We start from the raw sequence: 22384 nt of genomic DNA, 5'->3' as shown, positions 1-22384 counted from the left end.
CTCTACACAGGCCCTCATGCATGCCGCAAGGGCGGGCAATCCCCGGTTGACGGAGCCGCGACCGGCGGTCCATGCTGCATTGCGGACGGAGAGTTGGTCGGCGTGACGGGACGGCAAAACCCACGCAAGCAACGCCCGATGCCCGGGAAGGGGCGTCGCGGATGAACCTCGCCTCGGCCGAGCACGCAGATGCCGGCCAGACGGCCGCCGAGGCGATTCACGTCGAGAACCTGCACAAGAAATTCGGGGAACTGCACGTGCTCAAGGGCGTGTCGCTGTCGGCGCGCGACGGCGACGTGGTGGCGATCATCGGCGGCAGCGGCTCCGGCAAGTCGACGCTGCTGCGCTGCATCAACTGCCTCGAGAACCCGACCAGCGGCACGATCCGTGTCAATGCCGAGGAGATCCGCCTGAAGGCCGACAGCTACGGCAACACGGTGCCCGCGGACCGGCGGCAGATCGAGCGCATCCGCTCGAAGCTCGGCATGGTGTTCCAGAACTTCAACCTCTGGAGCCACATGACGTTGCTGGAGAACGTCGTCGAGGTGCCCGTCCACGTGCTCGGCGTGCCGCGCGCGGAGGCGATCGCCACGGCGGAACGGCTGCTCGCGCGCGTCGGCCTCGCCGAGAAGCGCGACGTCTATCCCGCCTTCCTCTCCGGCGGCCAGCAGCAGCGCGGCGCGATCGCCCGCGCGCTTGCCATCCAGCCACGCGTGATGCTGTTCGACGAGCCGACGTCGGCGCTCGACCCGGAACTGGTCGGCGAGGTGCTCAAGGTGATCGCCGACCTCGCGCGCGAAGGACGAACCATGATCCTCGTCACGCACGAAATGAAATTCGCCCGCGACGTGGCGACCCATGTGGTGTTCCTCCACAACGGCGTCGTCGAGGAGGAAGGTCCGCCGGACCAGGTGTTCGGCGCGCCGAGATCCGAGCGGCTCAAGCAATTCATCCGGACGGTCGGCTGAGAAGGACCGGCGGATGTCTCTTCGGGAACCAGAAAGAATGGGAGAATGACATGAAGATGATCGCCAGACTGGCCGCCGCAGCGGCCCTGCTCGCAGCCTCGGGCGGCTTCGCCTCGGCGCAGACGGTGAAGGTCGGCTTTTCGCCAGAGGCCTATCCGCCCTTCTGGTCCGCCGACGCTTCCGGAAAGTGGGGCGGATGGGAGGTCGAGATCATCGACGCCATCTGCACCGAGGCAAAGCTGACCTGCGAGCTGACGCCGATCCCGTGGGACGGCCTGATCCCGGCGCTCACCACCAAGAAGATCGACGCGATCATGAACTCGATGTCGATCACCGACGAGCGCAAGAAGACGATCGACTTCTCCGACAAATACTACAACACGCCGACGGCGGTGATCGGGCCGAAGGGAGAGAGTTTCACGGCCGATCCCGCCGGGCTCAAGGGCAAGATCATCGGCGTGCAGGTGTCGACCACCCATTCGGCCTATGTGAAGAAGCACTTCACCGAAGCCGCGGAGATCAAGGAATACCAGACCCAGGACGAGGCCAACCAGGATCTCGCCGCCGGCCGCATCGACGCGACGCAGGCCGACGCCATCGCGCTCGACGCCTTTCTGAAGTCCGAGCAGGGCCAGGCCTGCTGCGACCTCAAGGGCAATGTCGCGGAAGATCTCGAAATCCTCGGACCCGGCGTCGGGGCCGGCCTGCGCAAAGAGGACACCGAGCTCAAGGACAAGCTGAACGCCGCGATCAAGGCGATCCGGGACAACGGCAAATATGCCGAGATCACGAAGAAATACTTCGATTTCGACGTGTATGGCGGGTGACCGGATCGTGAGGGAGTGATCCAGCCGCCGTTCGGCCTGCCGTGATCGAAACGCTCTTCGCGCCCCTGCTCCAGGTCTCGACGCTGGACCTGCTTGCACTCAGCCCGCCGGGCTGGGGCGGGAACCTGCTGCGCGGGCTGGCGAACTCGATCGTCATCGCCATCGGCGCCTTCGGCTTCGGCCTCGCGATCGGCATCGGCGGCGCCTATGGCAAGCTTTATGGCGGGCCGATCCTGCGCGACCTGCTGGAGGTCTACACCACCGTGGTGCGCGCCGTGCCGGAACTGGTGCTGATCCTGATCCTCTATTTCGCCGGCACGGACCTCATCAACCGCGTTCTCGTGGCGTTCGGCCACGAGCGCATCGACATCAACGGGCTGGTGGCCGGCATCTGGGTGCTGGCGGTCGTGCAGGGCGCCTATTCGACCGAAGTGCTGCGCGGTGCGATCCTGTCAATCCCGCAGGGCCAGATCGAAGCGGCGCGCGCCTACGGCATGTCGCCGCTGCTGATGCTGCGGCGGATCACGCTGCCGGCGATGCTGCCCTTCGCCATCCCCGGCCTTGCCAATCTTTGGCTGATCGCGACGAAGGATACCGCGCTGCTGGCCATCGTCGGCTTCAACGAGCTGACGCAGGAGACGCGCACCGCGGCGGGACAGACCAAGGCCTATTTCACCTTCTTCGTCGCCGCGGGCATCCTCTACCTGCTGCTGACCTTGTTCTCGAACCGGATCATCGCCCGCGTCGAGCGCTGGTCGCGGCGCGGCATGCCGTCCGTCTCGGGGAGCACCCGATGACGGACCGCGCGGCCAGCCTTGCCGAGTTCGCGGCGCGCAGCCCCTGGCTGCAGCCGCACCGGATCCTGCTGATCGCCATTGCGGCGGCCCTGGCGGTGGCAGCTGCGGTGTTCATGCGCTGGGACTGGCTACCGAACTATTTCGACCTCGCCGTCCAGGGCATCTGGCGCACCGTCTGGATCCTCGTCGTCACCTGTGTGCTCGGCATAATGCTGGCCATTCCGCTGGGCCTCGCCCAGGCAGCCGGGCCGTGGTGGCTGGCGATGCCGGCAAATGCCTTCTGCACGGTGATCCGCGGCACGCCACTGCTTTTGCAGCTGTGGCTGCTCTATTACGGGCTGGGTTCGCTGTTTCCGCAGTTTCCATGGATCAGGCAATCGGAGCTGTGGCCGTATCTCAGGCAGGCGTGGCCTTATGCTGTGCTGGCACTCACCATTTCCTACGCCGCCTATGAGGGCGAGGTGATGCGCGGCGCCTTCGCCGGGGTGCCCAAGGGCCAGCTTGAAGCTGCGCGCGCCTATGGCATGCGGCCATTCACGATCTTCCGCCGCATCTGGCTGCCGCAGGCAATGCATCGCGCGCTGCCGACGCTCGCCGGCGAGACGGTGCTGCAGCTCAAGGCGACGCCGCTGGTCGCGACCATCACCGTCGTCGACATTTACGCCGTCGCCTCGCGGGTACGGCAGGACACATTCATCGTCTACGAGCCGCTGCTCCTTCTGGCGCTGGTCTATCTGGCGATCTCCGGCATCGTCATCTTCCTGTTCAGAAGGCTGGAGGCGCGCATTCCGGTCCGGCTCGGATGAGCACGCCAGCCACGGAACGCATCACGCTCCCCGAGGCCGAGCAGCTCTGCATCGACGCGGCGATCGCAGCAGGCGCATCGGCCCCTGCGGCCGAGTCGATTGCGCGCGCCGCGGTGGCGGCGGAAGCGGAAGGCCAGCCGTCGGTCGGGCTCGCGCATTTCCTCGACTATCTCGACGCGCTGGAAGCAGGCCGCATCGACGGAACGGCGGCGCCGCTGATCTCGCGGCCGGCGCCGGCCGTGATCCTGTCCGACGCCGGCGGCGGCACCGCGCATCTCGGCTTCGACATGGCATTCGACGACCTGGTGGCAGCGGCGGAGAGTTTCGGCGTCGCGATCTTCAGCCAGAGGAACGCCTACACGGCGGGCGCGCTCGGCTATTTCGTCGGACGCCTGGCGGAACGCGGACTGGTGGGACTTGCCGCGACCAGCGGGCCTGCGCTGCTGGCCGGTTCCGGCACGACGAAACCGGTGTTCTGCACCAATCCAATCGCCTTTGCCGCGCCCTTGGACGGCGCCGGCGCGCTGGTGATCGACCAGGCGTCGAGCGCGACCGCCTTCGTCAACGTTCGGGCAGCGGCGGAACGCGGGGAGAAAATTCCGGAGGGGTGGGCGCTCGGGCCCGACGGGGCGCCGACCTCCGACCCGGCGCAAGCCATGAAAGGCGCGCTGCTCGCATTTGGCGGCGAGCGGGGCGCCAATATCGCACTGATGGTCGAGGTGCTGGCGGCCGGATTGTCTGGCGCGAACTGGTCGCTCGACGCGCCGTCCTTCACGCAAGGCGCGCGCTCGCCGGGAAGCGGACTGTTCGTGGCTGCGATCGATCCGAAACTCTTCACGGACGGATTTGCAAGACGGACCGGCCGCCATCTCGACCGTTTATCGGCCGATTTCGGTCTCTACGTGCCGGGCAGGACCAAGGCCAAGTCGCGGCTGAAGGCTGAGAAACGGGGGCTGGAGGTCTCTGCGGACACGCTTCGCCGCATCCGCTCCAGGCTCCCCTGACGCAAAAGAGCCCCGTCGGTGACGGGGCTCCGAAGCACTTGAGGCAATCGATCAGTGGCGCGAGAGCCAGGAATCAATGTCCTGCTCCGCCTGGTCCTGCGCCTTGCCGTAGCGCTCCTGGATGCGGCCGGCGAGCTCCTTGCGCTTGCCCTTGATGACGTCGAGATCGTCGTTCGTCAGCTTGCCCCACTGCTGCTGGACCTTGCCCTTGAACTGTTCCCAATTGCCTTCGACCTGATTCCAATTCATGTCGCATCTCCTTGATCTTGCTATGTCCCGGCGCAACGCCGGTCTGCTTGGGAACGCAACGCCCAACGTCCGGGTTCCATGTCCGATGCACACGGATCCTTCACGCGCTGTTGAGGCCGGTTGATTTGACCCGACGGAGACGCGCGGTGATTTGTGCACCGCAACACAAGGAGAACCGCATGACAGACACAACCGATGTCGCGAGCCCGCAACGCAACCGCCTCATCCTCCCCTTCCTCGCGCCGGTCTATTCCTCGCTGCACGATCTCGCCTTCACATTGCTGCGGGTCGTGGCGGGCGGAACCCTGATCACCCACGGCGCCGGCAAGATTGTCGATCCGTTTGGAACGGTCGGCATGGTCGAGAGCCTGGGCTTCTTTCCGGGCATGTTCTGGTCGCCACTGCTCGCGGCCACGGAGTTCTTCGGCGGCATCATGATCGTGCTCGGCCTGTTCACGCGCGCGGCAGCCTTCGCGGCGATGGTCGTGCTTCTGGTGACGGTCTGGTTTCACTGGGCGACGCTTGGCGAGGGCTACCAGGGCGCCGAAAAGTCGATCATCTGGGCTGCGATCTTCGCCTTCCTGGCCGTGCGCGGCGGCGGCGCGCATTCGGTCGACGCGCGGCTGGCGAAGACGTTCTGACGAAATTTCCATCGCCAAAGAAAAACCCCGCCGGATCGCTCCGGCGGGGTTCTTGTTTCGAGCCTTAGCGGTCGATCAGTTGTTGCGGCCCTTGAGTGCTGCACCCAGGATGTCGCCGAGCGACGCGCCGGAGTCGGTCGAGCCGTACTGAGCCACGGCTTCCTTCTCCTCGGCGATCTCCAGCGCCTTGATCGAGACCTGCAGCTTGCGGGTCTTCTTGTCGTAGGCGATGACGCGGGCGTCGAGCTTCTGGCCGATCGAGAAGCGCTCGGGGCGCTGCTCGTCGCGATCGCGCGACAGGTCCGAACGCTTGATGAAGCTCTCGAGACCGCTCTCGACGAGCCGGACCTCGATGCCACCGTCCTTCACGCCGATGACCTCGCAGGTGACGACCGCATTCTTGCGGATGTCGCCCGAGTCCGCGACGGTGTCGCGGCCCAGCTGCTTGATGCCGAGCGAGATGCGCTCCTTGTCGACATCAATGTCGAGCACCTGTGCCTGGACCATCTGGCCGCGCTGGTATTCCTCGATGACCTGCTCGCCCGGACGGGTCCAGTCGAGGTCGGAGAGGTGCACCATGCCATCCACGTCGCCGTCGAGGCCGATGAACAGGCCGAACTCGGTCTTGTTCTTGACCTCGCCCTCCACGGTCGAGCCGACCGGATGGTTGCGCACGAAGGCTTCCCACGGATTCTCAAGCGTCTGCTTGAGACCGAGAGAGATGCGGCGCTTGGCCGGATCGACCTCGAGCACCACGACGTCGACGTCCTGGCTGGTCGACAGGATCTTGCCGGGATGGACGTTCTTCTTGGTCCACGACATTTCGGAAACGTGGATGAGGCCTTCGATGCCCGGCTCCAGCTCGACGAACGCACCGTAGTCGGTGATGTTCGTGACCGTTCCCTTGATCTTCTTGCCGATCGGGAACTTGGTGCCGATGTCGCCCCACGGATCGCTCTCGAGCTGCTTCATGCCGAGCGAGATGCGGTGGGTTTCCTGGTTGATGCGGATGATCTGCACCTTGACCGTCTGACCGATGTTGAGGATCTCGGTCGGATGGTTGACGCGGCGCCAGGCCATGTCGGTGACGTGCAGCAGGCCGTCGATGCCGCCGAGGTCGACGAACGCACCGTAGTCGGTGATGTTCTTGACCACGCCCTCGACCACCTGACCCTCTTCGAGGTTCTGGACGATCTCGGAGCGCTGCTCGGCACGCGACTCTTCGAGCACGGTGCGGCGCGACACGACGATGTTGCCGCGACGGCGATCCATCTTGAGGATCTCGAAGGGCTGCGGCGTGTGCATGAGCGGGGTAACGTCGCGGATCGGACGGATGTCGACCTGCGAACGCGGCAGGAAGGCAACCGCGCCGTCGAGGTCGACCGTGAAGCCGCCCTTGACCTGGTTGAAGATGACGCCTTCGACACGCTCGTTGCGGTTGAACTTCTCTTCGAGCTTGACCCAGCTCTCCTCGCGGCGAGCCTTCTCGCGCGACAGGACGGCTTCGCCAAGCGCGTTCTCGATGCGGTCGACCATGACCTCGACCGTGTCACCGGCCTTGAGTTCCTTGGCCTTGGAACCGAATTCCTTGAGGGGCACGCGACCTTCGACCTTCAGGCCGACGTCGATGATGGCCATGTCCTTTTCGATGGACGTGATGATGCCGCGGACGACGGATCCTTCGGCGGAATTGCTCTCTGAAAAGCTCTCATCGAGCATGCTCGCGAAATCATCGCGAGAGGGGTTTGCAGCTGACATATGATCTCCTGGATGTCCCGACGAGGCGGGACAGGCGCCGTGGTTCGTGTTGCGATGGCCTGCCGGCGTTCCGGGCATCAAAGCCCTTGTGCCGCATCGAGCGGCAAGTTCCGGCGCATGAGAATGCTGGCAGGCTGGTTCAGGGGCCTGATATGGGTGTCGGGCTTCCGTTTTGGAAGGCTCGCCGCCGGATCAGGCCTCGCCCCGCTTGACCAGCACACCATCGACGATGGCGCGGGCCGCGCGGAACGCGGCCTCTATAGACATATCGGACGTGTCGAGCAAGTGCGCGTCGGCCGCGGGCTTCAGCGGCGAGTCGGCGCGGCCCATGTCGCGCTCGTCGCGACGGCGGATGTCAGCGAGGATTTCCGATACGTCCGCCGATCCGCCGCGGCCTTCGATGTCGCGCAGGCGCCGCTGCGCGCGCACCTCGGGGCTGGCGGTGATGTAGAGCTTCACGTCGGCCTCCGGCGCGACGACGGTGCCGATGTCGCGGCCGTCCAGTACGGCGCCGCCCGGCTGGCGGGCGAAGTCGCGCTGCTTGTCGACCAGGATGCGCCGCAGCTCCGGGATCACCGCCACGCGCGACGCCGCCTCGCCGACGCCGTGCGCCGACAGCGCATGCTTGTCGAGGTTGGAGAGATCGACGTGCCGGCCCGCCTCGATCGCGGACGCCTCGTCGTCGAGCGACTGGCCGTTGCGGAGAAGATGCCAGGCCACGGCCCGGTAGGTCAGGCCCGTGTCGAGATGCGGCAGGTGATAGTAATCCGCCAGGCGGCGGGCGAGCGTGCCCTTGCCGGAAGCGGCGGGCCCGTCGATGGCGATGAGGAGACTGGTCATGAGCGGCATCAAGCCTGTCTCGCAGCCGGGCGCAAGAGCGGATCGGCGCTCAATCCCAGAACGGCCTGGACTCCTTCAGCCTTCGCCAAAGCTTCGATGCCCTCGTCCAGGCCTGGTCGGCGCGCGCGGCACTTGCCCCAAGCGTCCAGCCGATCGCGCGCTGCATCTGCGTGTCGGCCGCGGCCGCGAAGTCCGGGGCATCGAGGATGCCATGAGCCACAGCGGCATCGTTCAGTTCTCCAAAGACGTCCTGCAGCGCCTTGAGCCGTTCCGTCATCTTCGCGCAGCGCTTCGTCTCGTGGAGCGGCGCGAAGAACTCGATCGCGTAGCGCAGTTTCTTCAACTGCTTGCGCAGTTCGTGACGATGCGCGGTGTCGAGCTTTTTCAGCCCGCGGCCGCATTTCAGGACCTTCTTCCAGCGTCGGGCAAGCGCCTCGGACGCGAAGGCCTCGACGGGCGTCGACAGCCGTCCGGACTGGTCGAGGTCGCCTTCCTCGATCCAGCCGCGCAGCTCGACGAAGCGGATGAGGTCGAGCTCGAAGGCCTGGACGCGGCCGTCCCGCAACGTCCGTCTCAATATCTCGCGCCGGGACGTCGCGCGCGACGCCGTCAGTTGCACCAGTGCGGCGAGCGCCGGCTCGTCGGGATGGCGTTCAGCCTCGGGACCCACGATATCCGACCCCGTCACGTCGAGGTCGCGCAGGCTCCCGACCTCGCCGGCGAGCCAGCGCGCCTCCTCGCTCAGCCTCGTCAGCTCGGCGCTCAGCGCGAGCGGCTGGAAGATCGACAGCCAGCTGCGCAGCCGTCGCAGCCCGATCCGCAGCTGGTGCGGGCCCTCGGGATCGTCCGCCTCGCGGACGACATCGATATTGGCGACGATCTGGCCAGCGCATTCGCGAAGCACGTCGCGCGCCGCCTGTTCGGCGGACATTGCCGGAGCCAGCGGGACCGTTGCCGCGCAACGCGGGACGGGAAGCGGCTCAACCCTGCCTTCCTCGGCCAGCAGGTTCGCGCGCGCGGACTTGCTCAGCCGGGAAAAGCGCAGGCCGCCATCCGGGTGAAGCGCGGCTGCGACGTCGAACAGGGCGCGCGGGCTGCCTTCGATCCGCTCGATCTCCAGCTCGCGCCACGGCGCCGTGAGATCCGAGGCAGAAATCGTGCCGACATCGGTCGATATTTCCACCTTCGCGGCGTCCGGAACGACGATGACGCCGCTCGAACGCCTGAACTGCATGGCGCTGACCGGCACAAGCTCGCGTCCCTCGCAGAGTGCGACCATCTTTTCCCTGAGCTTTTGGTCGGGGACGGACTGGAGGTCGGGCCGCTCGCTCTTCGCGGCCGTCTCGGCTTCCTGGACATCGGTGAAGCCGCCGACCGTGCTGCGCCCTGCCTTGACCGTCTGGAACCACCGCCTGCCGTCCCGGCGTATCCGCAGCACGATCCCGGCTTCGCGAAGCCGCCGGTCCGGCGTGTCGTAGTAGACCGAGACCAGCGTGCGCGTGCGCGGCCGGGTGAAGGTCGGATCGATCCGCCTTGCGCGCGCCCAGATGGCGGCCGGCGGCTCTTTGAGCAGGAACTTGAGCTCTATTTCCCGCATCTCAGCATTCTTGATCGGGCTGGCGGAGGAGACCACCCCCGGTCTCCCTGCCCGGTCATCCTACCGATCGCATCAGGCCGCCGTCGACTCTCAGATTCTGGCCGGTGATATATGCCGCACCGTCCGAGACGAGGAAGGAGATGGTGGCGGCGATTTCCTCGCTGGTGCCGTAGCGCTGCATCGGCACGCCGGAGCGGCGCTCCTCGGTGGCCGGCAGGCTGTCGATCCAGCCCGGCAGGACATTGTTCATGCGCACCTTCTTCGCCGCGTATTCGTCCGCGAACAGCTTGGTGTAGGCGGCAAGCCCCGCCCGCGCCACGGCCGAGGTCGGGAACATCGGGCTCGGCTCTGCCACCCAGGCAGTCGAGATGTTGACGATCGCGCCGCCGCCCTGCCCCGCCATGACCGGCGCGACGAGCCGCACGGAACGCACCACATTCATGAAATAGACGTCGAAGCCCGTGTGCCACTGCTCGTCCGTGATCTCGAGCAGCGGTGCGCGGGGTCCGTGTCCGGCGCTGTTGACCAGCGCGTCGACGCGGCCCCAGCGCCCGACCGCGAGGTCGACGAAGCGCCTCAGATCGTCATTCGACTGGTTCGAACCGGTGACGCCGAGCCCGCCGAGCTCCTTCGCCAGCGCCTCGCCCTTGCCGGAGGAGGACAGAATGCCGACCGCGAATCCGTCGGCCGCGAGCCTGCGGGCCGCCGCAGCCCCCATGCCCGATCCGCCACCGACCACCAGTGCAACCTTTTGCGCGCTCACGTGACCTGCTCCTTCGATTCCGGAACGGGAAATTGTCCGAACCTACTCGATCTGCGCCCCGACGCTCCGCATCACATCCAGAAAATGCGGAAAACTGGTCGCGATCATGCCTGTGTCGTCGACGGTGACCGCTTGCTCCGCCGCCAGCCCCATCACGAGGAAGCTCATGGCGATACGGTGGTCGAGGCTGGTCTCGACGGTGCCGCCGCCCAGGCCGCGTCCCTCGGGGGAACCGCGCACGAGCAGCCAGTCCTTGCCTTCCTCGCAGTCCACGCCGTTGGCCTTCAGCCCCGCCGCGACGGCGGCGAGCCGGTCGGATTCCTTGATGCGCAGCTCGTCCAGCCCATGCATCAAGGTCTCGCCTTCGGCGAAGGCGGCCGCGACGGCGAGCACCGGATATTCGTCGATCATCGAGGGCGCGCGCTCGGGCGGCACCGTGACGCCTGTCAGCTCGGAAGAACGGACGCGCAGGTCCGCCACGTCCTCGCCGCCGGCCGCACGGCCGTTGAGAACCTCGATCGAGGCGCCCATCTCCCGCAGCGTATCCATGAGACCGGTTCGCGTCGGGTTCATCAGCACATTCTCGATCAGGACGTCGGACCCGGGCACGACAAGGGCTGCGACCAGGACGAAGGCGGCAGAGGACGGATCGCCCGGCACCGCGATCGCCTGGCCTGTCAGCCGTCCCTGCCCGCCGACGCGGATGTGGCGCAGGCCCCCGGCATCCGTCTCGACCTCGAGGTTCGCGCCAAAGGCACGCAGCATCTTTTCCGTATGGTCGCGGGTCGGCACCGCCTCGATGACGGTCGTGACACCCGGCGCGTTGAGGCCGGCCAGCAGCACGCCGGACTTCACCTGTGCCGACGGCACGGGCACGCGATAGGTGATCGGAGCGGCCGTCTTCGGCCCGCGCAGGTTGAGCGGCAGCCGGTCGCCCGGCGTCGCCTCGACCTGGACACCCATCAGCCGCAGCGGATCAAGCACGCGGCCCATCGGTCGTCTCGACAGCGAGGCGTCGCCCTTGAAGGCGGTCGGCATGTCGTAGACGCCCGCCAGCCCCATGGCGAGCCGGGCCCCGGTGCCCGAATTGCCGAAATCGAGCGGTTCCTGCGGTTCGAGCAGACAGCCATTGCCGACCCCGCGCAGAATCCATTCGCCATTCCCCCCTTCCACGCTTGCGCCGAATGCGCGCATCGCAGCGGCGGTGCGCAGCACGTCGTCGCCTTCGAGCAGGCCGGTGATGCGGGTCGTGCCGGCGGCGAGCCCGCCGAGCAGCAGCGCGCGGTGCGAGATCGACTTGTCGCCCGGCACCCGCACAGCGCCCTTCAGCGCCGGGGAAAGCCGCGCGGTCGCGGGCTGCGGCGACGGTTGGTCGGTCATGGGCGGTTCCTGTCCCCCTTCGCAGGCACGGGCCCGCGCGGCGGCTGTCTAGCACGGGGCGACGAGACGGTCATCCCCGCAGCGCGGGCCGGCTTGCCTCCGGCGTGGGTTGCGGCAATTCCGGCCTTCAATAAGCTTTGACAGGGGCGCGACTTGTGGATATGGGACCGAACTCATTTTTACGGCGCGTATCCTGCGGGCGAAGTTCCGCACGGCGCGGTCCGGGTAATCCCGGGCCTGTTTCCACGAGGCGGACACAGTGGCGAAACCTGAACTTGGGTACCAAGCGCATCGACCCGGAAACGGGCAAGAAATTCTATGACCTGAACCGCGATCCGATCGTCTCGCCCTACACCGGCAAGAGCTATCCGCGGTCCTATTTCGAATCCACCGTGCTGAGCACGATCGAGGAGGAAGAGGAGGTCGCCGACAAGGAACTGGACGCCGAAGAGGACGCCCCCGACATGGTGTCGCTCGAGGAGGCCGACGACGAGGCCAAGGGCGGCGCGGACGACCTGCCCGATCTCGGCGATGACGACGACGTCGAAATCGACGACGAGGACGACGACACCTTCCTGCCGGACGAGGAGGAAGAGGACGACGATGTCGCCGACATCATCGGCGTCGGCGGCGAGGACGACGACGAGATCTGATTTTCCAGGCCTGGAGGCCGGATTCCGACAAAGTCGGCATTCGTGTCGCAGAGGCCTTGATCTTGCGAGGCGGCGGGGTTAGAAGCCGCCTCGATCTTCGGCAGGGATCCCATCCTGCCGAGCTCTCCGCCGGAGACGGCGCGGTCCGAAAGGCCGGAGCGTGGGGCCATAGCTCAGTTGGGAGAGCGCTTGAATGGCATTCAAGAGGTCGTCGGTTCGATTCCGATTGGCTCCACCAATTTCCTCACCACCTGACGTCCCGAGATGTCCGAAGTTCCGCGCTTTCTGTCCGGATGGTATAGTTCTGCTCGAAGACCGTGCCGGCGGCGGCTGCCGTGGGAGGCAGGCGCGCAGCGCGAAGACGGCGGACCGCGGACGTCTGCGCGCGCCGTTCGCGCGGCCGGACGATCCGGCAGAAACGATTCAGGCTGCGACGAAGCGGAGGATCATCTGGACGGTGTTCTCGCGGAGCCGCGCCTGCTCCTCCGGGGCGCCGGTGTCGCGCCCGAAGATCTTCGAGAATGTCGCGCGGTTCGACACGTTGAAGAAGCACAGCGCACTGACCTGCCAATGCAGCTCGATCGCGTCGATGCCCGCGCGGAAGACGCCCTCCGCCAGACCGCGCTCGTAGATACGGGCGATGTGGTCGATCGCGGTGACGTTGAGGCCGCGGATGACCTCCGAGCCGGCGAGATATTCTCCGTGATGGATGTTCTCGATCATCACCATCCGGATGAAATCCTCATGCGCGTGATGATGGTCGAAAGTGAACTCCACCAGCTTGCGCAGCGCCTCGACGGGCGGAAGACCCTCGGTATCGAGCTTGGACTCGCCCTCGCGCACGCGGCGGTAGGCGTTCTCAAGTGCTGCGAGATAGAGCCCTTCCTTGTCGCCGAAGTAGTAGTAGATCATGCGCTTGGAGGATCGCGTCCGTGCCGCGATCTCGTCGATCCGCGCGCCCGACAGCCCGTTCAGCGCGAACTCCTCGGAGGCGATCTCGAGGATGTTGCGCCGGGTCCCCTCCGGATCCTGCGTACGCGTCGGACCGTTTTCGGTCCTGCGCCGGCTGCCCGCGGCCTTGCCCTCCATGCGTGCGAACGCCTTTCCCTGGACGTTGTTGACTAAACTAACCAGTTCGTACATTGTCGCCAATATCCGACGCGGGCCATTTACCGGCCCGCATCCGGCAAAGACAAGAGCGGCGCCGCGCCGCCGGCGGATTCATCATCCGCCCAGGGAGAGAGATGTGACGACAGTCACCGACGCCATCGCCGGGATGCTGAAGGCCCTTGCCGGGCCGCGCGGCGTTCGTCGGGACGGGTCCATCACCATCGGCCTTATCGGCAGGGGCATTCAGCTCTCCCGCTCGCCGATCATGCATGAACTCGAGGCGAGGCGGCTGGGCCTCGACTGCGTCTATCATCTGCTCGACTTCGACCGGTTCGGCCTGCCCGACAGCGCGCTGGGCGAGGTCGTCCAGGCCGCGGCAACAGCCGGGTTCGCAGGGGTGAACGTGACCCATCCGTTCAAGCAGGCGGTGCTGCCCTTCGTCGACGAGCTCTCGATCAATGCTGCGTCGATCGGTGCGGTGAACACGCTGGTTTTCCGCGCCGGGCGCGTGAACGGCCACAACACGGATTGCTGGGGATTCGCCGAAAGCTTCCGTGATGGCCTGCCCGGCGCACTGGTCGGCCGCGTCGCGCAGTTCGGTGCAGGCGGAGCCGGTGTCGCGGTCGCCCGCGCACTGATCGACCTCGGCGTCGGAGAGTTGATCGTGGTCGACAACGATCGCGCGCGCGCAAACGCGCTTGCCGAGCGGATGAACGCCAACGGAAGCACGCGCATACGGACCGAGACGGATCACGCGGCGGCCGTACAGTCCGCCGAGGGGATCGTGAACTGCACGCCGGTGGGCATGGCGAAATATCCGGGCACGCCCTTCGCCGCCAACCTGCTCGCACCGCGCCAGTGGGTCGCAGATATCATCTACTTCCCGGCGGAGACCGAATTGCTCAGGGCGGCGCGCGCGCTCGGCTGCCGTGTTCTCCCGGGAGCCGGGATGGCCGTCTATCAGGCGGTCCGCGCCTTCGAGCTGTTCACCGGCCGCGCGGCGGACCGGTCGGCGATGGCGGAGCATTTCGGAGCCGCCGCATGACGGTTGTCGTCCGCCAGCCCAAGGTCGAATGCGTCGTCGAAAGCCGCGACCGGCTCGGCGAGACGCCGTTGTGGTGCGATCGCACGAACAGGCTGTGGTGGATCGACATCGAGCAGCCGCGGCTCCAGTCCTATGATCCCGCGACCGGGGACCATCAGGTGACGGAACTGCCCGGCACATTCGCAGGCACGCAGGCGCTCGCCAAATCGGGCGACAGGCTCCTTGCCGAGGACCTGACCCTCTATCTCAGGGAAGACGCCACGGGCCGGCGCAGCACGCTGGCGAGCGTGGAACCTGGCCTGGACAATCGGCTCAATGACGGGCGGGTGGATGCGCGCGGCCGTTTCTGGGTCGGCACGATGGACAACCAGCTGCACCGTCCGAACGGCTCGCTCTATCGCGTCGATCCCGACGGCGCGGCGACCAGGATGGCCGGCGACGTGATCGTCGCGAACGGCATCGCCTTTTCGCCGGACGGCCGCACGCTCTACTTCACCGACACCCGCCGCTACACGAGCTACGCCTACGATCTCGACCTGGACGACGGCGTCGTGACCAACCGGCGTATCTTTGCCGACTACACGGCGACCGGCGATCGACCGGACGGCGCCTGCGTCGACGCGGACGGCTGCCTGTGGGCCGCCTTCTTCGCCGGCGGTCGCGTGGTGCGCTACCGGCCGGACGGGACGATCGACCGCGTCATCCCGGTGCCGTTTACGAACCCGACCTGCCTCTGCTTCGGCGGGCGGGACCTGAAGACGCTCTATGTGACGAGCGCATGGAAATTCCTCGACGCGGCGCAGCTTGCCTCCGAGCCGATGGCCGGCGGCCTGTTCGCGATCGAGGGTGTTGGACAAGGCATTCCGGAGCACCGCTTCGGCTGAGATATTCGAGGGAGGATCTTGATGGCATCCACATTCACGCGCCGCGCTCTTCTGGCAGCGGCAACGGCAATCGGAATGCTTGCCGCGGCAGGGGCCGCGATGGCCGAGCCGATCAAGCTGCGCTTCGCTGACTCGACCACCGCGGAAGCGCCGCGTTCGAAGGCTCTGGTGGAAATCTTCGCAAAGAAACTCGAGGGCGACTTCGCCTTCGAGCCGTATTTCGGCTCGTCTCTCTACAAGCAGGGCACCGAGATCGTGGCGGTGCAGCGCGGCAATCTCGAAATGGCGCTGATGCCGCCGTCGGACTTCGCCAAGCAGGTTCCCGCCTTTTCCATCCTGACGGCAGCGTATCTCGTGCGCGACGCCAAGCATCTCAAGGCGATCTTCGACAGCGAGATCGGCGACGAGTTCAAGAAGCTGGCGCGCGAGGAGATGGGCGTGGTCGTGCTGGCGCCGGCCTATTATGGAACGCGCCATCTCAACCTCAAGGGCGACAAGAAGATCATGAAGCCCGAGGACCTCGCCGGCGTGAAGCTGCGCATGCCGGGTGGCGAAGCCTGGCAGTTCCTCGGCGAGTCGATCGGCGCCAACCCGGTCGCGATGGACTATGCCGAGGTCTACACCGGCCTCCAGACCGGTGCGATCGACGCACAGGACAATCCGCTGCCGAACGACAAGCTGATGAAGTTCTACGAGGTGACGAACCAGATCGTGCTGACCGGGCACAATGTCGGCTTCGGCTTGCTGATGATCAACGCCAAGCTGTTCGATTCGCTGACGCCGGAGCAGCAGAAGGCGATGCAGGCCGCCGCGGACGAAGCCTTCGCGTGGAGCGACCAGGAATACGTCAAGCAGGAAGCCGAGCTGATCGACTTCTTCAAGGGCGCCGGGCTGGACGTCTACACGCCCGACGTCGACGCCTTCCGCGCCTACTCGAACAAGAAGTATCTCGAATCGCCGCTGTCCAAGGACTGGCCGGAAGGAATGCTCGACCGCATCAACGCACTTTAGATCAACCAGCAGAAAGGGAGGAAAGACATGACGTTCCACACGACGCGCCGCCGGTTCATGATTGGCGCCGGCCTGGCGGCCACCGCCACGGCATTGCCGGCCTGGGCACAGGACAAGCCGAAGCTGCGCTTCTCGGCCGTCTTCTCGGAGCAGGACATCCGCGCCGAGATGATGAAGATGTTCGCTGAAGCGATCGCGGAGGACTTCACCTTCGAGGGCTATTACGGCGGCAACCTCTTCAAGCAGGGCACCGAGCTCGTCGCGCTCCAGCGCGGCAATCTCGAGATGGGCAACCTCGCGCCGCAGGACATCTCGAAGCAGATTCCGGCCTGGTCGATCCTCACGGCCGGCTACCTGTTCCGCGACGCTGCCCACCTCAAGGCATTCTTCGCGAGCGAGGCCGGTGCCGAGATGAAGAAGATGACCGAGGACCAGCTTGGCGTGAAGGTGCTGGGCCCGACCTATTTCGGCGTGCGCCAGGTGGGGCTCAAGGTCGACAAGGAGATCAAGACGCCCGCCGACATGGCCGGCATCAAGCTGCGCATGCCCGGCGGCGATGCCTGGCAGTTCCTCGGCACCGCGCTCGGCGCCAACCCGACGCCGATGGCCTATGCCGAGGTCTATACCGGGCTCCAGACCGGTGCGATCGACGGTCAGGACAACCCCTTGCCGAACGTCGAGAATATGAAGTTCTACGAGGTGATGAGCCAGATCGTTCTGACCTCGCACCTCGTCGGATACGACCTGCTCACGGTCTCGAAGAAGGTATGGGACGAGATGGGCGCCGAGAAGCAGGCGAAGTTCCAGGAGGCGGCCGACAAGGCGATCGACTTCTCGACCGAGAAGCATCTGACCCGCGAGAAGGAGCTCGCCGAGAGCTTCAAGGCGAAAGGACTGAAGATCTACGAACCCGACGTCGCCGCCTTCCGCAAGCACGTCCAGGACCAGTATCTGGCGTCCGAGCAAGCGAAGGAATGGCCGGCCGGGATGGTGGACAAGATCAACGCCCTGTGACGCGCTGGGGCCGGGCGGTCCGCCGTCCGGCCTCGCCGCCGATTCGAGCCGACGGCCTACCGATCCTTCAAGGGGAAGCGAGATGAATCCGAGACTGAGAGCGGCGGGCGGGTGGCTCTATGCCCGTGCGGAGAACGTGCTGGCGGGGATGCTGGCGGTGATGTTCGCCGCCTTCCTGCTGCAGATCCTGTTCCGCTACGTGCTGAACTGGCCGACCGGCTGGACCAACGAGCTGAGCGCGGTGCTCTGGATCTGGATCGTGCTGTGGGGCGCGGCCTTCGTGCTGACCGAGCAGGAGGAGATGCGGTTCGACCTGATCTACGCATCGGTCGGCCCGCGCACGCGCGGCGCGATGTTCCTGATCTGCGCTGCCTCGCTCATCTTCCTCTACGGCTTCTCGTTCCCGGCAGTGGTCGACTACGTCACCTTCATGAAGGTCGAGAAGACGGCCTATCTGAAGCTGCGCTTCGACTGGGTGTTCTGCATCTACATCGTCTTCGTCGTCGCCATCATCGTCCGCTACCTCTGGCTGTCCTGGCAGGTGCTGCGCGGCTCGGCGCCCGAAGAATTCGACCCCACCAAGGCAGGATCCGGCGTATGAGCCTCGCCAGTCCCTTCTCGATCTGTATCGTCGCCATCACGGCGCTGGCGCTGCTCGGTCTTCCGGTGGGCCACGCGATGATCGCAGGCTCCATCCTCTATCTCTGGATGGCCGGGCTCGACATGGGCACGGCCGCCGAGCAGTTCCTCAACGGGATGTATTCGAACTACATCATCCTCGCCGTGCCGCTGTTCATCCTGGCGGCCGAGCTGATGAACATCGGCTCGATGACCGACCGGCTGATGAGCTTCTGCAACGCTATCGTCGGCCGCTTCCGCGGCGGGCTCGCCCAGGTCAACATCCTGCAGTCGATCATCTTCGCCGGCATGTCGGGCTCGGCCATCGCCGACGCTGCGGGCTCCGGCAAGATCATGCAGAACATGATGACCGCCGACGGCAAGTATCCGGCGAGCTATGCCGCGGCGCTGACGGCCGCGACCTCGGTGATCGGGCCGATCATCCCGCCGTCGATCCCGATGATCATCTATGCGCTCGTCTCCGACGCCTCGATCGGCTACCTCTTCCTGGCCGGCGTCGTCCCGGGCCTTCTCATGGCCGGGCTCCAGATGGTGCTCGTCGCCGTGCAGGCGCGCTCGCGCAATTTCCCCGTCGAGGCGCCGACGCCGCTGCGCGAGATACCGCGCATCACCTGGCAGGCGCTGCCGGCGCTGCTGATGCCGGTCGTTCTCCTCGGCGGTATCTATTCGGGCATCACGACGCCGACGGAGGCCGCAGCGGTCGCGGCCGCCTACGCGCTGTTCATCTCGGTGGTCCTCTATCGCAGCGTGTCCTTCGGCGACTTCTACCGCTCGGTGCTGGCGAGCGCGCGCACCACCTCCTCGATCGGCATGCTGATCGCCGGCGCGCTGGTGCTCAACTACGTCGTCACGGTCGAGAACATTCCGCAGTCGCTGAGCGTGCTTCTGACCAGCTGGGACCTGTCGCCGACCGGCTTCCTGATCATGGTCAATCTCATCCTGCTGGTCCTCGGCTGCGTGCTCGAGGGAACGACGATCATCCTCGTCATCCTGCCGGTGTTCATCCCCACCGCCAACGCGCTCGGCATCGACCTGGTCCACTTCGGCGTCATGTGCGTGGTCAACATCATGCTCGGCCTCGTCACGCCGCCCTACGGCCTGCTGCTGTTCATCATGACGCGCATCGCCAATGTGCCGCTGTGGGATATCGTCAGGGACGTGCTGCCCTTCCTCTACACGATGATCGCCTCGCTCATCATCATCACCTTCTTCCCGGACGTGGTGCTGTGGCTGCCGCGCCTCTTCGGATACCAAGGATAGCCCGATGAAGCCGATCTACGTCCTCAACGGCCCCAACCTCAACCGCCTCGGCAAGCGCGAACCCGAAATCTACGGCACGACGACACTCGCCCAAGTCGAGGACATGTGCCGAAAGGCAGCGGGGGAAAGGCACCTCCGGTTCCACCAGACCAATGCGGAACATCAGCTCGTCGACTGGGTGCACGAAGCGATCGACGAGGGCGCGGGCATCGTCATCAACCCGGCGGGCCTCAGCTTCCGTTCGATCCCGCTGCTCGACGCGCTCAAGATGTTTCCCGGCCCGATCATCGAGCTGCATATCTCGAATATCCACCGTCGCGAGGAGATCTATCACACCTCGCTGGTGTCGAAGGTCGCGACCGCCGTGATCGCGGGACTGGGGCCGCGCGGCTACGAGGTCGCCGTCAAGGCGATGGGGGATATGATCGAACCGGGCTCGTGACCCGTCACGCCGCGGCAGACTGTCTGCGGCGCTTCGATTGCCCATCCCAGATGCCGATGGCCAGCATGACGATCGTCGTGAGCCATCCCATCGTCAGGAGATCCACCGTGAAGGCGACAGGAATCAGCGCCGCCAGCACGACCACACCCGCGACATGGGACAGCGGCACGGTTCCGTAGACCACTTTCTTGTAGATCGCGCTGCCGATCAGGCGGCCCAGCAGCGTGAAAACGCCGAGCAGTGCGAGACCGGCGAGGATCATCGTCAGCGTGTGCATGAGACTTCGCCGGGCTCCCTGTCCCCGCTGCGCCGGGCGCCGCGACGCGGCCCCGGCAAGGCTTGCCGCCCGGCTGGCTGCGCGCAGGCGCTACTGGTCGCTGTCGTCGGTGCTGTCCGGATCGTCGACGAAACATCCGACGCCGTGGCAGCCCTGGTAGTTGCCGTGGATGTCGAAATTCGGATTTCCCTCTTTGTCGAATTGAGGCCTGGTGTCGATGGTGTCGTTATCGTCCGGCGGGGTGACCATGCAGCCGATTCCGTGACAGCCATTGTAGCCGTCGTCCTCGCGCACGTTGCTGGTGGTGTGCTGATGGCCGTGATGATTGCCGGCCACGATGCCGCCGACGATCGCGCCGATGACGGCGGCGCCGACCGCCGCGCCGACGTCGTGACCATGCTCGTCATAGGTGCGGGCACCGGGGTCGACCTTGCCGCCGCGTCCATAGTGGTATCCGGTGACGTCGGCGAAGACGCCGGCGCATCCGTTGGCCACCCAGATGTAGCCGGACTGCGGATTATATCCCCAGCTCCGGTTCAGGATGCAGGCACTGCTCGAGACCTGATGGATCAACTGCGGCCGCTTGAGCGGGCCGGCCCAGCACTCGTCGTACTGATAGTTGCGCGACACACATTTGACCGTGGACTCCGCCTGCGCAGGCAAGGCCATATAACCAAGAGCGAGAAGAGCGCCGGCGGCGGTTAGGATGCGTATCATGTCATGTCCTCCTGATGGCAGACCGCGGGATCAATCGGTGATCGCCGTGATCCGGATGACATTCGCATCGCCGACCCCGGAAAACCAGACTTCGCCATCGCCGATGCATACGCCCTGCCAGTTGGCAAACAGGGTCGCATAGGTCTGTTTCGCAACCGACGACTTCACCTTGTCCGTGACGATCTTGTCATAGTCGGCGACGAAATGCGCCGCCTCGCGGAGGCTTTCGCGCGGAACCGATGCCGATGACCCTGCTCTACCCCCACCGCCAGCACATCTCGCGGCGCACGCAGGTCTTCGTCGACTGGCTGGAAAAGCTGCTGGCCCAGCATATCGCGCCCGCACGGTAGCGCGGACGGCACGCCCGTCCGCGCCGAGCCGGATCCCTCCGTGCAAATCTCTCAGTTCGGCTTGTCGGCGGCGCGTTTCTGCGCCTCGTCCTCCATCAACTCGTACCACATCGCGTTGAGCACGGCGAAGGCGGCGGCGAGGGGGAGGCCGAGCAGCCAGGCGAAATACCACATGACGAACTCCTTTCCTTCAGTAGGCGTGGCCGGTGCCGTTGCGGATGCCATCCGCGTCGACCTTGCCCCACAGGACGCGATAGACCCAGCTCGTATAGGCGACGATGATCGGGATGAAGATCGCGGTGACGACGAGCATGATGAACAGCGTCAGATGGCTCGACGAGGCGTCCCAGACCGTCAGGCTCGACCGCGGGTCGACCGACGATGGCAGGATGAACGGGAACATCGACAGGCCGACGGTCGAGATGATGCCGAGGATCGACAGCGCGCTCGCAATAAGCGTCAACACCTCGCGTCGCAGGCGCAGCAGGAGAAGGGCAAGCGCCGCGCCGCCGAAACCCAGTGCCGGAGCGGCCATCATCCACGGGTGGGCCGCATAGTTCTCGAACCAGATGCCGGCCCCCTGCTCCACCGTCTTGGCGAGCGGGTTGGACGGTCCGTCCATCACGACCGCGCTGGTGAGACGGTAGCCGTCGATGCCGGTCCACAGCCACAGCCCGCCGATTGCGAAGAGGCCGATCGTCACGAGCGCGGCGATGCTGCCATAGGTGCGCGCCCTGACGGCCACCTCGTCCTTCGTCTTTAGCACCAGCCACGCCGCGCCGTGCATGACGAGCATGGCAACCGACAGCAGGCCGCAGAGCAGGCCGAACGGATTGAGTAGCTCGAACAGCGTCGTGCCGTCGTAGAAGATGCGCAGGTCCGAGCCGAAGTGGAACGGCACGCCCTGCAGGACATTGCCCACCGCCACACCCATAACGAGCGCCGGAACGAAACCGCCGATGAACAGCGCCCAGTCCCAGCGCGAACGCCACGCGGCACTCTCGCGCTTCGACCGGTATTTGAAGGCGACCGGCCGCAGGATGAGCGCGAAGAGGATTGCGAACATCGCCAGATAGAAGCCCGAGAAGGACACGGCGTAGAGCGGCGGCCAGGCGGCGAAGATCGCCCCGCCGCCGAGGATCAGCCAGACCTGGTTTCCTTCCCAGACCGGGCCGACCGCGTTGATGACCACGCGGCGCTCGAGGTCGTTCTTCGCGACGAAGGGCAGAAGCGTGCCGGTGCCGAGGTCGAAACCGTCCATCACGGCAAAGCCGATCAAGAGAACGCCGAGCAACACCCACCAGGTGACGCGGAGCGTCGGATAATCGATGAGATCATGCAGGATCATGGCT

Annotated in this window: 26 protein-coding genes and 1 tRNA gene; 15 read left to right on the top strand and 12 right to left on the bottom strand. The window is 65.9% G+C overall.

Features of this window, described 5'->3' with window-relative positions:
- The first annotated feature begins 161 nt into the window (after window positions 1-161).
- The 5 genes from LRS09_RS11505 to LRS09_RS11485 are packed head-to-tail and all read left to right on the top strand — an operon-like array spanning window position 162 to window position 4402.
- A complete protein-coding gene (locus LRS09_RS11505) occupies window positions 162-968 on the top strand; it encodes an ABC transporter ATP-binding protein (protein WP_257806640.1) in 807 nt (268 codons plus the stop codon).
- 50 nt (window positions 969-1018) lie between these two features.
- Window positions 1019-1795, top strand: a complete 777-nt coding sequence (locus LRS09_RS11500) for a transporter substrate-binding domain-containing protein (RefSeq protein WP_257806638.1) — start codon at window positions 1019-1021, stop codon at window positions 1793-1795.
- A gap of 41 nt (window positions 1796-1836) precedes the next feature.
- Window positions 1837-2592 carry an ABC transporter permease gene (locus LRS09_RS11495; protein WP_374684833.1) on the top strand — a complete coding sequence of 252 codons (756 nt, stop codon included), beginning with the start codon at window positions 1837-1839 and terminating at the stop codon, window positions 2590-2592.
- Window positions 2589-3398: an ABC transporter permease gene (locus tag LRS09_RS11490; RefSeq protein ID WP_257806636.1), complete on the top strand. Its 810-nt coding sequence runs from the start codon at window positions 2589-2591 to the stop codon at window positions 3396-3398. Before LRS09_RS11495 ends, LRS09_RS11490 begins: the two co-directional genes overlap by 4 nt.
- Window positions 3395-4402: an Ldh family oxidoreductase gene (locus LRS09_RS11485; protein ID WP_257806635.1), complete on the top strand. Its 1008-nt coding sequence runs from the start codon at window positions 3395-3397 to the stop codon at window positions 4400-4402. The genes LRS09_RS11490 and LRS09_RS11485 overlap by 4 nt, the downstream gene beginning before the upstream one ends.
- Window positions 4403-4453: 51 nt before the next feature.
- Here LRS09_RS11485 and LRS09_RS11480 read toward each other — a convergent pair whose 3' ends face one another.
- Window positions 4454-4651, bottom strand: coding sequence for a CsbD family protein (locus LRS09_RS11480; RefSeq protein WP_257806633.1), 198 nt, complete (start codon window positions 4649-4651; stop codon window positions 4454-4456).
- Between the two features lie 179 nt (window positions 4652-4830).
- Between LRS09_RS11480 and LRS09_RS11475 the strand changes: the two genes are divergently transcribed.
- Window positions 4831-5292 carry a DoxX family protein gene (locus LRS09_RS11475; RefSeq protein WP_257806631.1) on the top strand — a complete coding sequence of 154 codons (462 nt, stop codon included), beginning with the start codon at window positions 4831-4833 and terminating at the stop codon, window positions 5290-5292.
- A gap of 75 nt (window positions 5293-5367) precedes the next feature.
- On the opposite strand, the gene rpsA is transcribed toward LRS09_RS11475, so the two are convergent.
- The 5 genes from rpsA to aroA form a co-directional block, all read right to left on the bottom strand.
- Window positions 5368-7050: a 30S ribosomal protein S1 gene (gene rpsA, locus LRS09_RS11470; RefSeq protein WP_257806629.1), complete on the bottom strand. Its 1683-nt coding sequence runs from the start codon at window positions 7048-7050 to the stop codon at window positions 5368-5370.
- A 192-nt stretch (window positions 7051-7242) separates the two neighbouring features.
- Window positions 7243-7890: a (d)CMP kinase gene (cmk, locus tag LRS09_RS11465; RefSeq protein WP_257810177.1), complete on the bottom strand. Its 648-nt coding sequence runs from the start codon at window positions 7888-7890 to the stop codon at window positions 7243-7245.
- 49 nt (window positions 7891-7939) lie between these two features.
- Window positions 7940-9523 carry a CHAD domain-containing protein gene (locus LRS09_RS11460; protein WP_257806627.1) on the bottom strand — a complete coding sequence of 528 codons (1584 nt, stop codon included), beginning with the start codon at window positions 9521-9523 and terminating at the stop codon, window positions 7940-7942.
- A 19-nt stretch (window positions 9524-9542) separates the two neighbouring features.
- Window positions 9543-10250, bottom strand: a complete 708-nt coding sequence (locus LRS09_RS11455; protein WP_257806625.1) for an SDR family oxidoreductase — start codon at window positions 10248-10250, stop codon at window positions 9543-9545.
- A 42-nt stretch (window positions 10251-10292) separates the two neighbouring features.
- Entirely contained in the window at window positions 10293-11630 is a 1338-nt protein-coding gene (gene aroA / locus LRS09_RS11450; RefSeq protein WP_257806622.1) for a 3-phosphoshikimate 1-carboxyvinyltransferase, read from the bottom strand.
- A 269-nt stretch (window positions 11631-11899) separates the two neighbouring features.
- Between aroA and LRS09_RS11445 the strand changes: the two genes are divergently transcribed.
- Both LRS09_RS11445 and LRS09_RS11440 read left to right on the top strand, forming a co-directional pair.
- Complete coding sequence (locus LRS09_RS11445) at window positions 11900-12283, top strand: TIGR02300 family protein (RefSeq protein ID WP_374684907.1); 384 nt, start codon at window positions 11900-11902, stop codon at window positions 12281-12283.
- A gap of 162 nt (window positions 12284-12445) precedes the next feature.
- Window positions 12446-12521 (top strand) — tRNA-Ala (locus LRS09_RS11440).
- A 185-nt stretch (window positions 12522-12706) separates the two neighbouring features.
- On the opposite strand, the gene LRS09_RS11435 is transcribed toward LRS09_RS11440, so the two are convergent.
- Complete coding sequence (locus LRS09_RS11435; RefSeq protein ID WP_257810176.1) at window positions 12707-13372, bottom strand: TetR/AcrR family transcriptional regulator; 666 nt, start codon at window positions 13370-13372, stop codon at window positions 12707-12709.
- 157 nt (window positions 13373-13529) lie between these two features.
- On the opposite strand from LRS09_RS11435, the gene LRS09_RS11430 reads away from it, so the two are divergent.
- The 7 genes from LRS09_RS11430 to LRS09_RS11400 all read left to right on the top strand — a co-directional run bounded on the left by LRS09_RS11430 (window position 13530) and on the right by LRS09_RS11400 (window position 19688).
- Complete coding sequence (locus LRS09_RS11430) at window positions 13530-14438, top strand: shikimate dehydrogenase (RefSeq protein WP_257806618.1); 909 nt, start codon at window positions 13530-13532, stop codon at window positions 14436-14438.
- Entirely contained in the window at window positions 14435-15322 is an 888-nt protein-coding gene (locus tag LRS09_RS11425) for an SMP-30/gluconolactonase/LRE family protein (protein WP_257806616.1), read from the top strand. The genes LRS09_RS11430 and LRS09_RS11425 overlap by 4 nt, the downstream gene beginning before the upstream one ends.
- Before the next feature lie 21 nt (window positions 15323-15343).
- Complete coding sequence (gene dctP, locus LRS09_RS11420) at window positions 15344-16333, top strand: TRAP transporter substrate-binding protein DctP (RefSeq protein ID WP_257806614.1); 990 nt, start codon at window positions 15344-15346, stop codon at window positions 16331-16333.
- 27 nt (window positions 16334-16360) lie between these two features.
- Complete coding sequence (gene dctP / locus LRS09_RS11415) at window positions 16361-17347, top strand: TRAP transporter substrate-binding protein DctP (protein WP_257806613.1); 987 nt, start codon at window positions 16361-16363, stop codon at window positions 17345-17347.
- A gap of 82 nt (window positions 17348-17429) precedes the next feature.
- Window positions 17430-17948: a TRAP transporter small permease gene (locus LRS09_RS11410; RefSeq protein ID WP_257806610.1), complete on the top strand. Its 519-nt coding sequence runs from the start codon at window positions 17430-17432 to the stop codon at window positions 17946-17948.
- The gene (locus tag LRS09_RS11405) at window positions 17945-19246 is read left to right on the top strand and encodes a TRAP transporter large permease (protein WP_257806608.1); all 1302 of its coding nucleotides are present in this window, start codon (window positions 17945-17947) and stop codon (window positions 19244-19246) included. Before LRS09_RS11410 ends, LRS09_RS11405 begins: the two co-directional genes overlap by 4 nt.
- A 4-nt stretch (window positions 19247-19250) precedes the next feature.
- Window positions 19251-19688, top strand: coding sequence for a type II 3-dehydroquinate dehydratase (locus tag LRS09_RS11400; RefSeq protein WP_257806606.1), 438 nt, complete (start codon window positions 19251-19253; stop codon window positions 19686-19688).
- A 4-nt stretch (window positions 19689-19692) separates the two neighbouring features.
- Here LRS09_RS11400 and LRS09_RS11395 read toward each other — a convergent pair whose 3' ends face one another.
- The 5 genes from LRS09_RS11395 to cydB form a co-directional block, all read right to left on the bottom strand.
- A complete protein-coding gene (locus tag LRS09_RS11395) occupies window positions 19693-19965 on the bottom strand; it encodes a hypothetical protein (RefSeq protein ID WP_257806603.1) in 273 nt (90 codons plus the stop codon).
- Between the two features lie 90 nt (window positions 19966-20055).
- Window positions 20056-20682: a DUF3011 domain-containing protein gene (locus LRS09_RS11390; RefSeq protein ID WP_257806601.1), complete on the bottom strand. Its 627-nt coding sequence runs from the start codon at window positions 20680-20682 to the stop codon at window positions 20056-20058.
- Window positions 20683-20712: 30 nt separating this feature from the next.
- Entirely contained in the window at window positions 20713-20850 is a 138-nt protein-coding gene (locus tag LRS09_RS11385) for a hypothetical protein (RefSeq protein WP_257806599.1), read from the bottom strand.
- A 233-nt stretch (window positions 20851-21083) separates the two neighbouring features.
- On the bottom strand, window positions 21084-21206 hold the full coding sequence (cydX, locus tag LRS09_RS11375; RefSeq protein WP_257806597.1) for a cytochrome bd-I oxidase subunit CydX: 123 nt from the start codon (window positions 21204-21206) through the stop codon (window positions 21084-21086).
- 16 nt (window positions 21207-21222) lie between these two features.
- The gene (gene cydB / locus LRS09_RS11370) at window positions 21223-22380 is read right to left on the bottom strand and encodes a cytochrome d ubiquinol oxidase subunit II (RefSeq protein WP_257806595.1); all 1158 of its coding nucleotides are present in this window, start codon (window positions 22378-22380) and stop codon (window positions 21223-21225) included.
- Between the last annotated feature and the right edge of the window lie 4 nt (window positions 22381-22384).

Origin of the sequence: Mesorhizobium sp. J428 (genome assembly GCF_024699925.1) — a bacterium.
GTDB lineage: Bacteria > Pseudomonadota > Alphaproteobacteria > Rhizobiales > Rhizobiaceae > Mesorhizobium_A.
The sequence above is the reverse complement of the archived record's forward strand: the minus strand, read 5'-3'. Positions and strand labels throughout refer to the sequence as shown.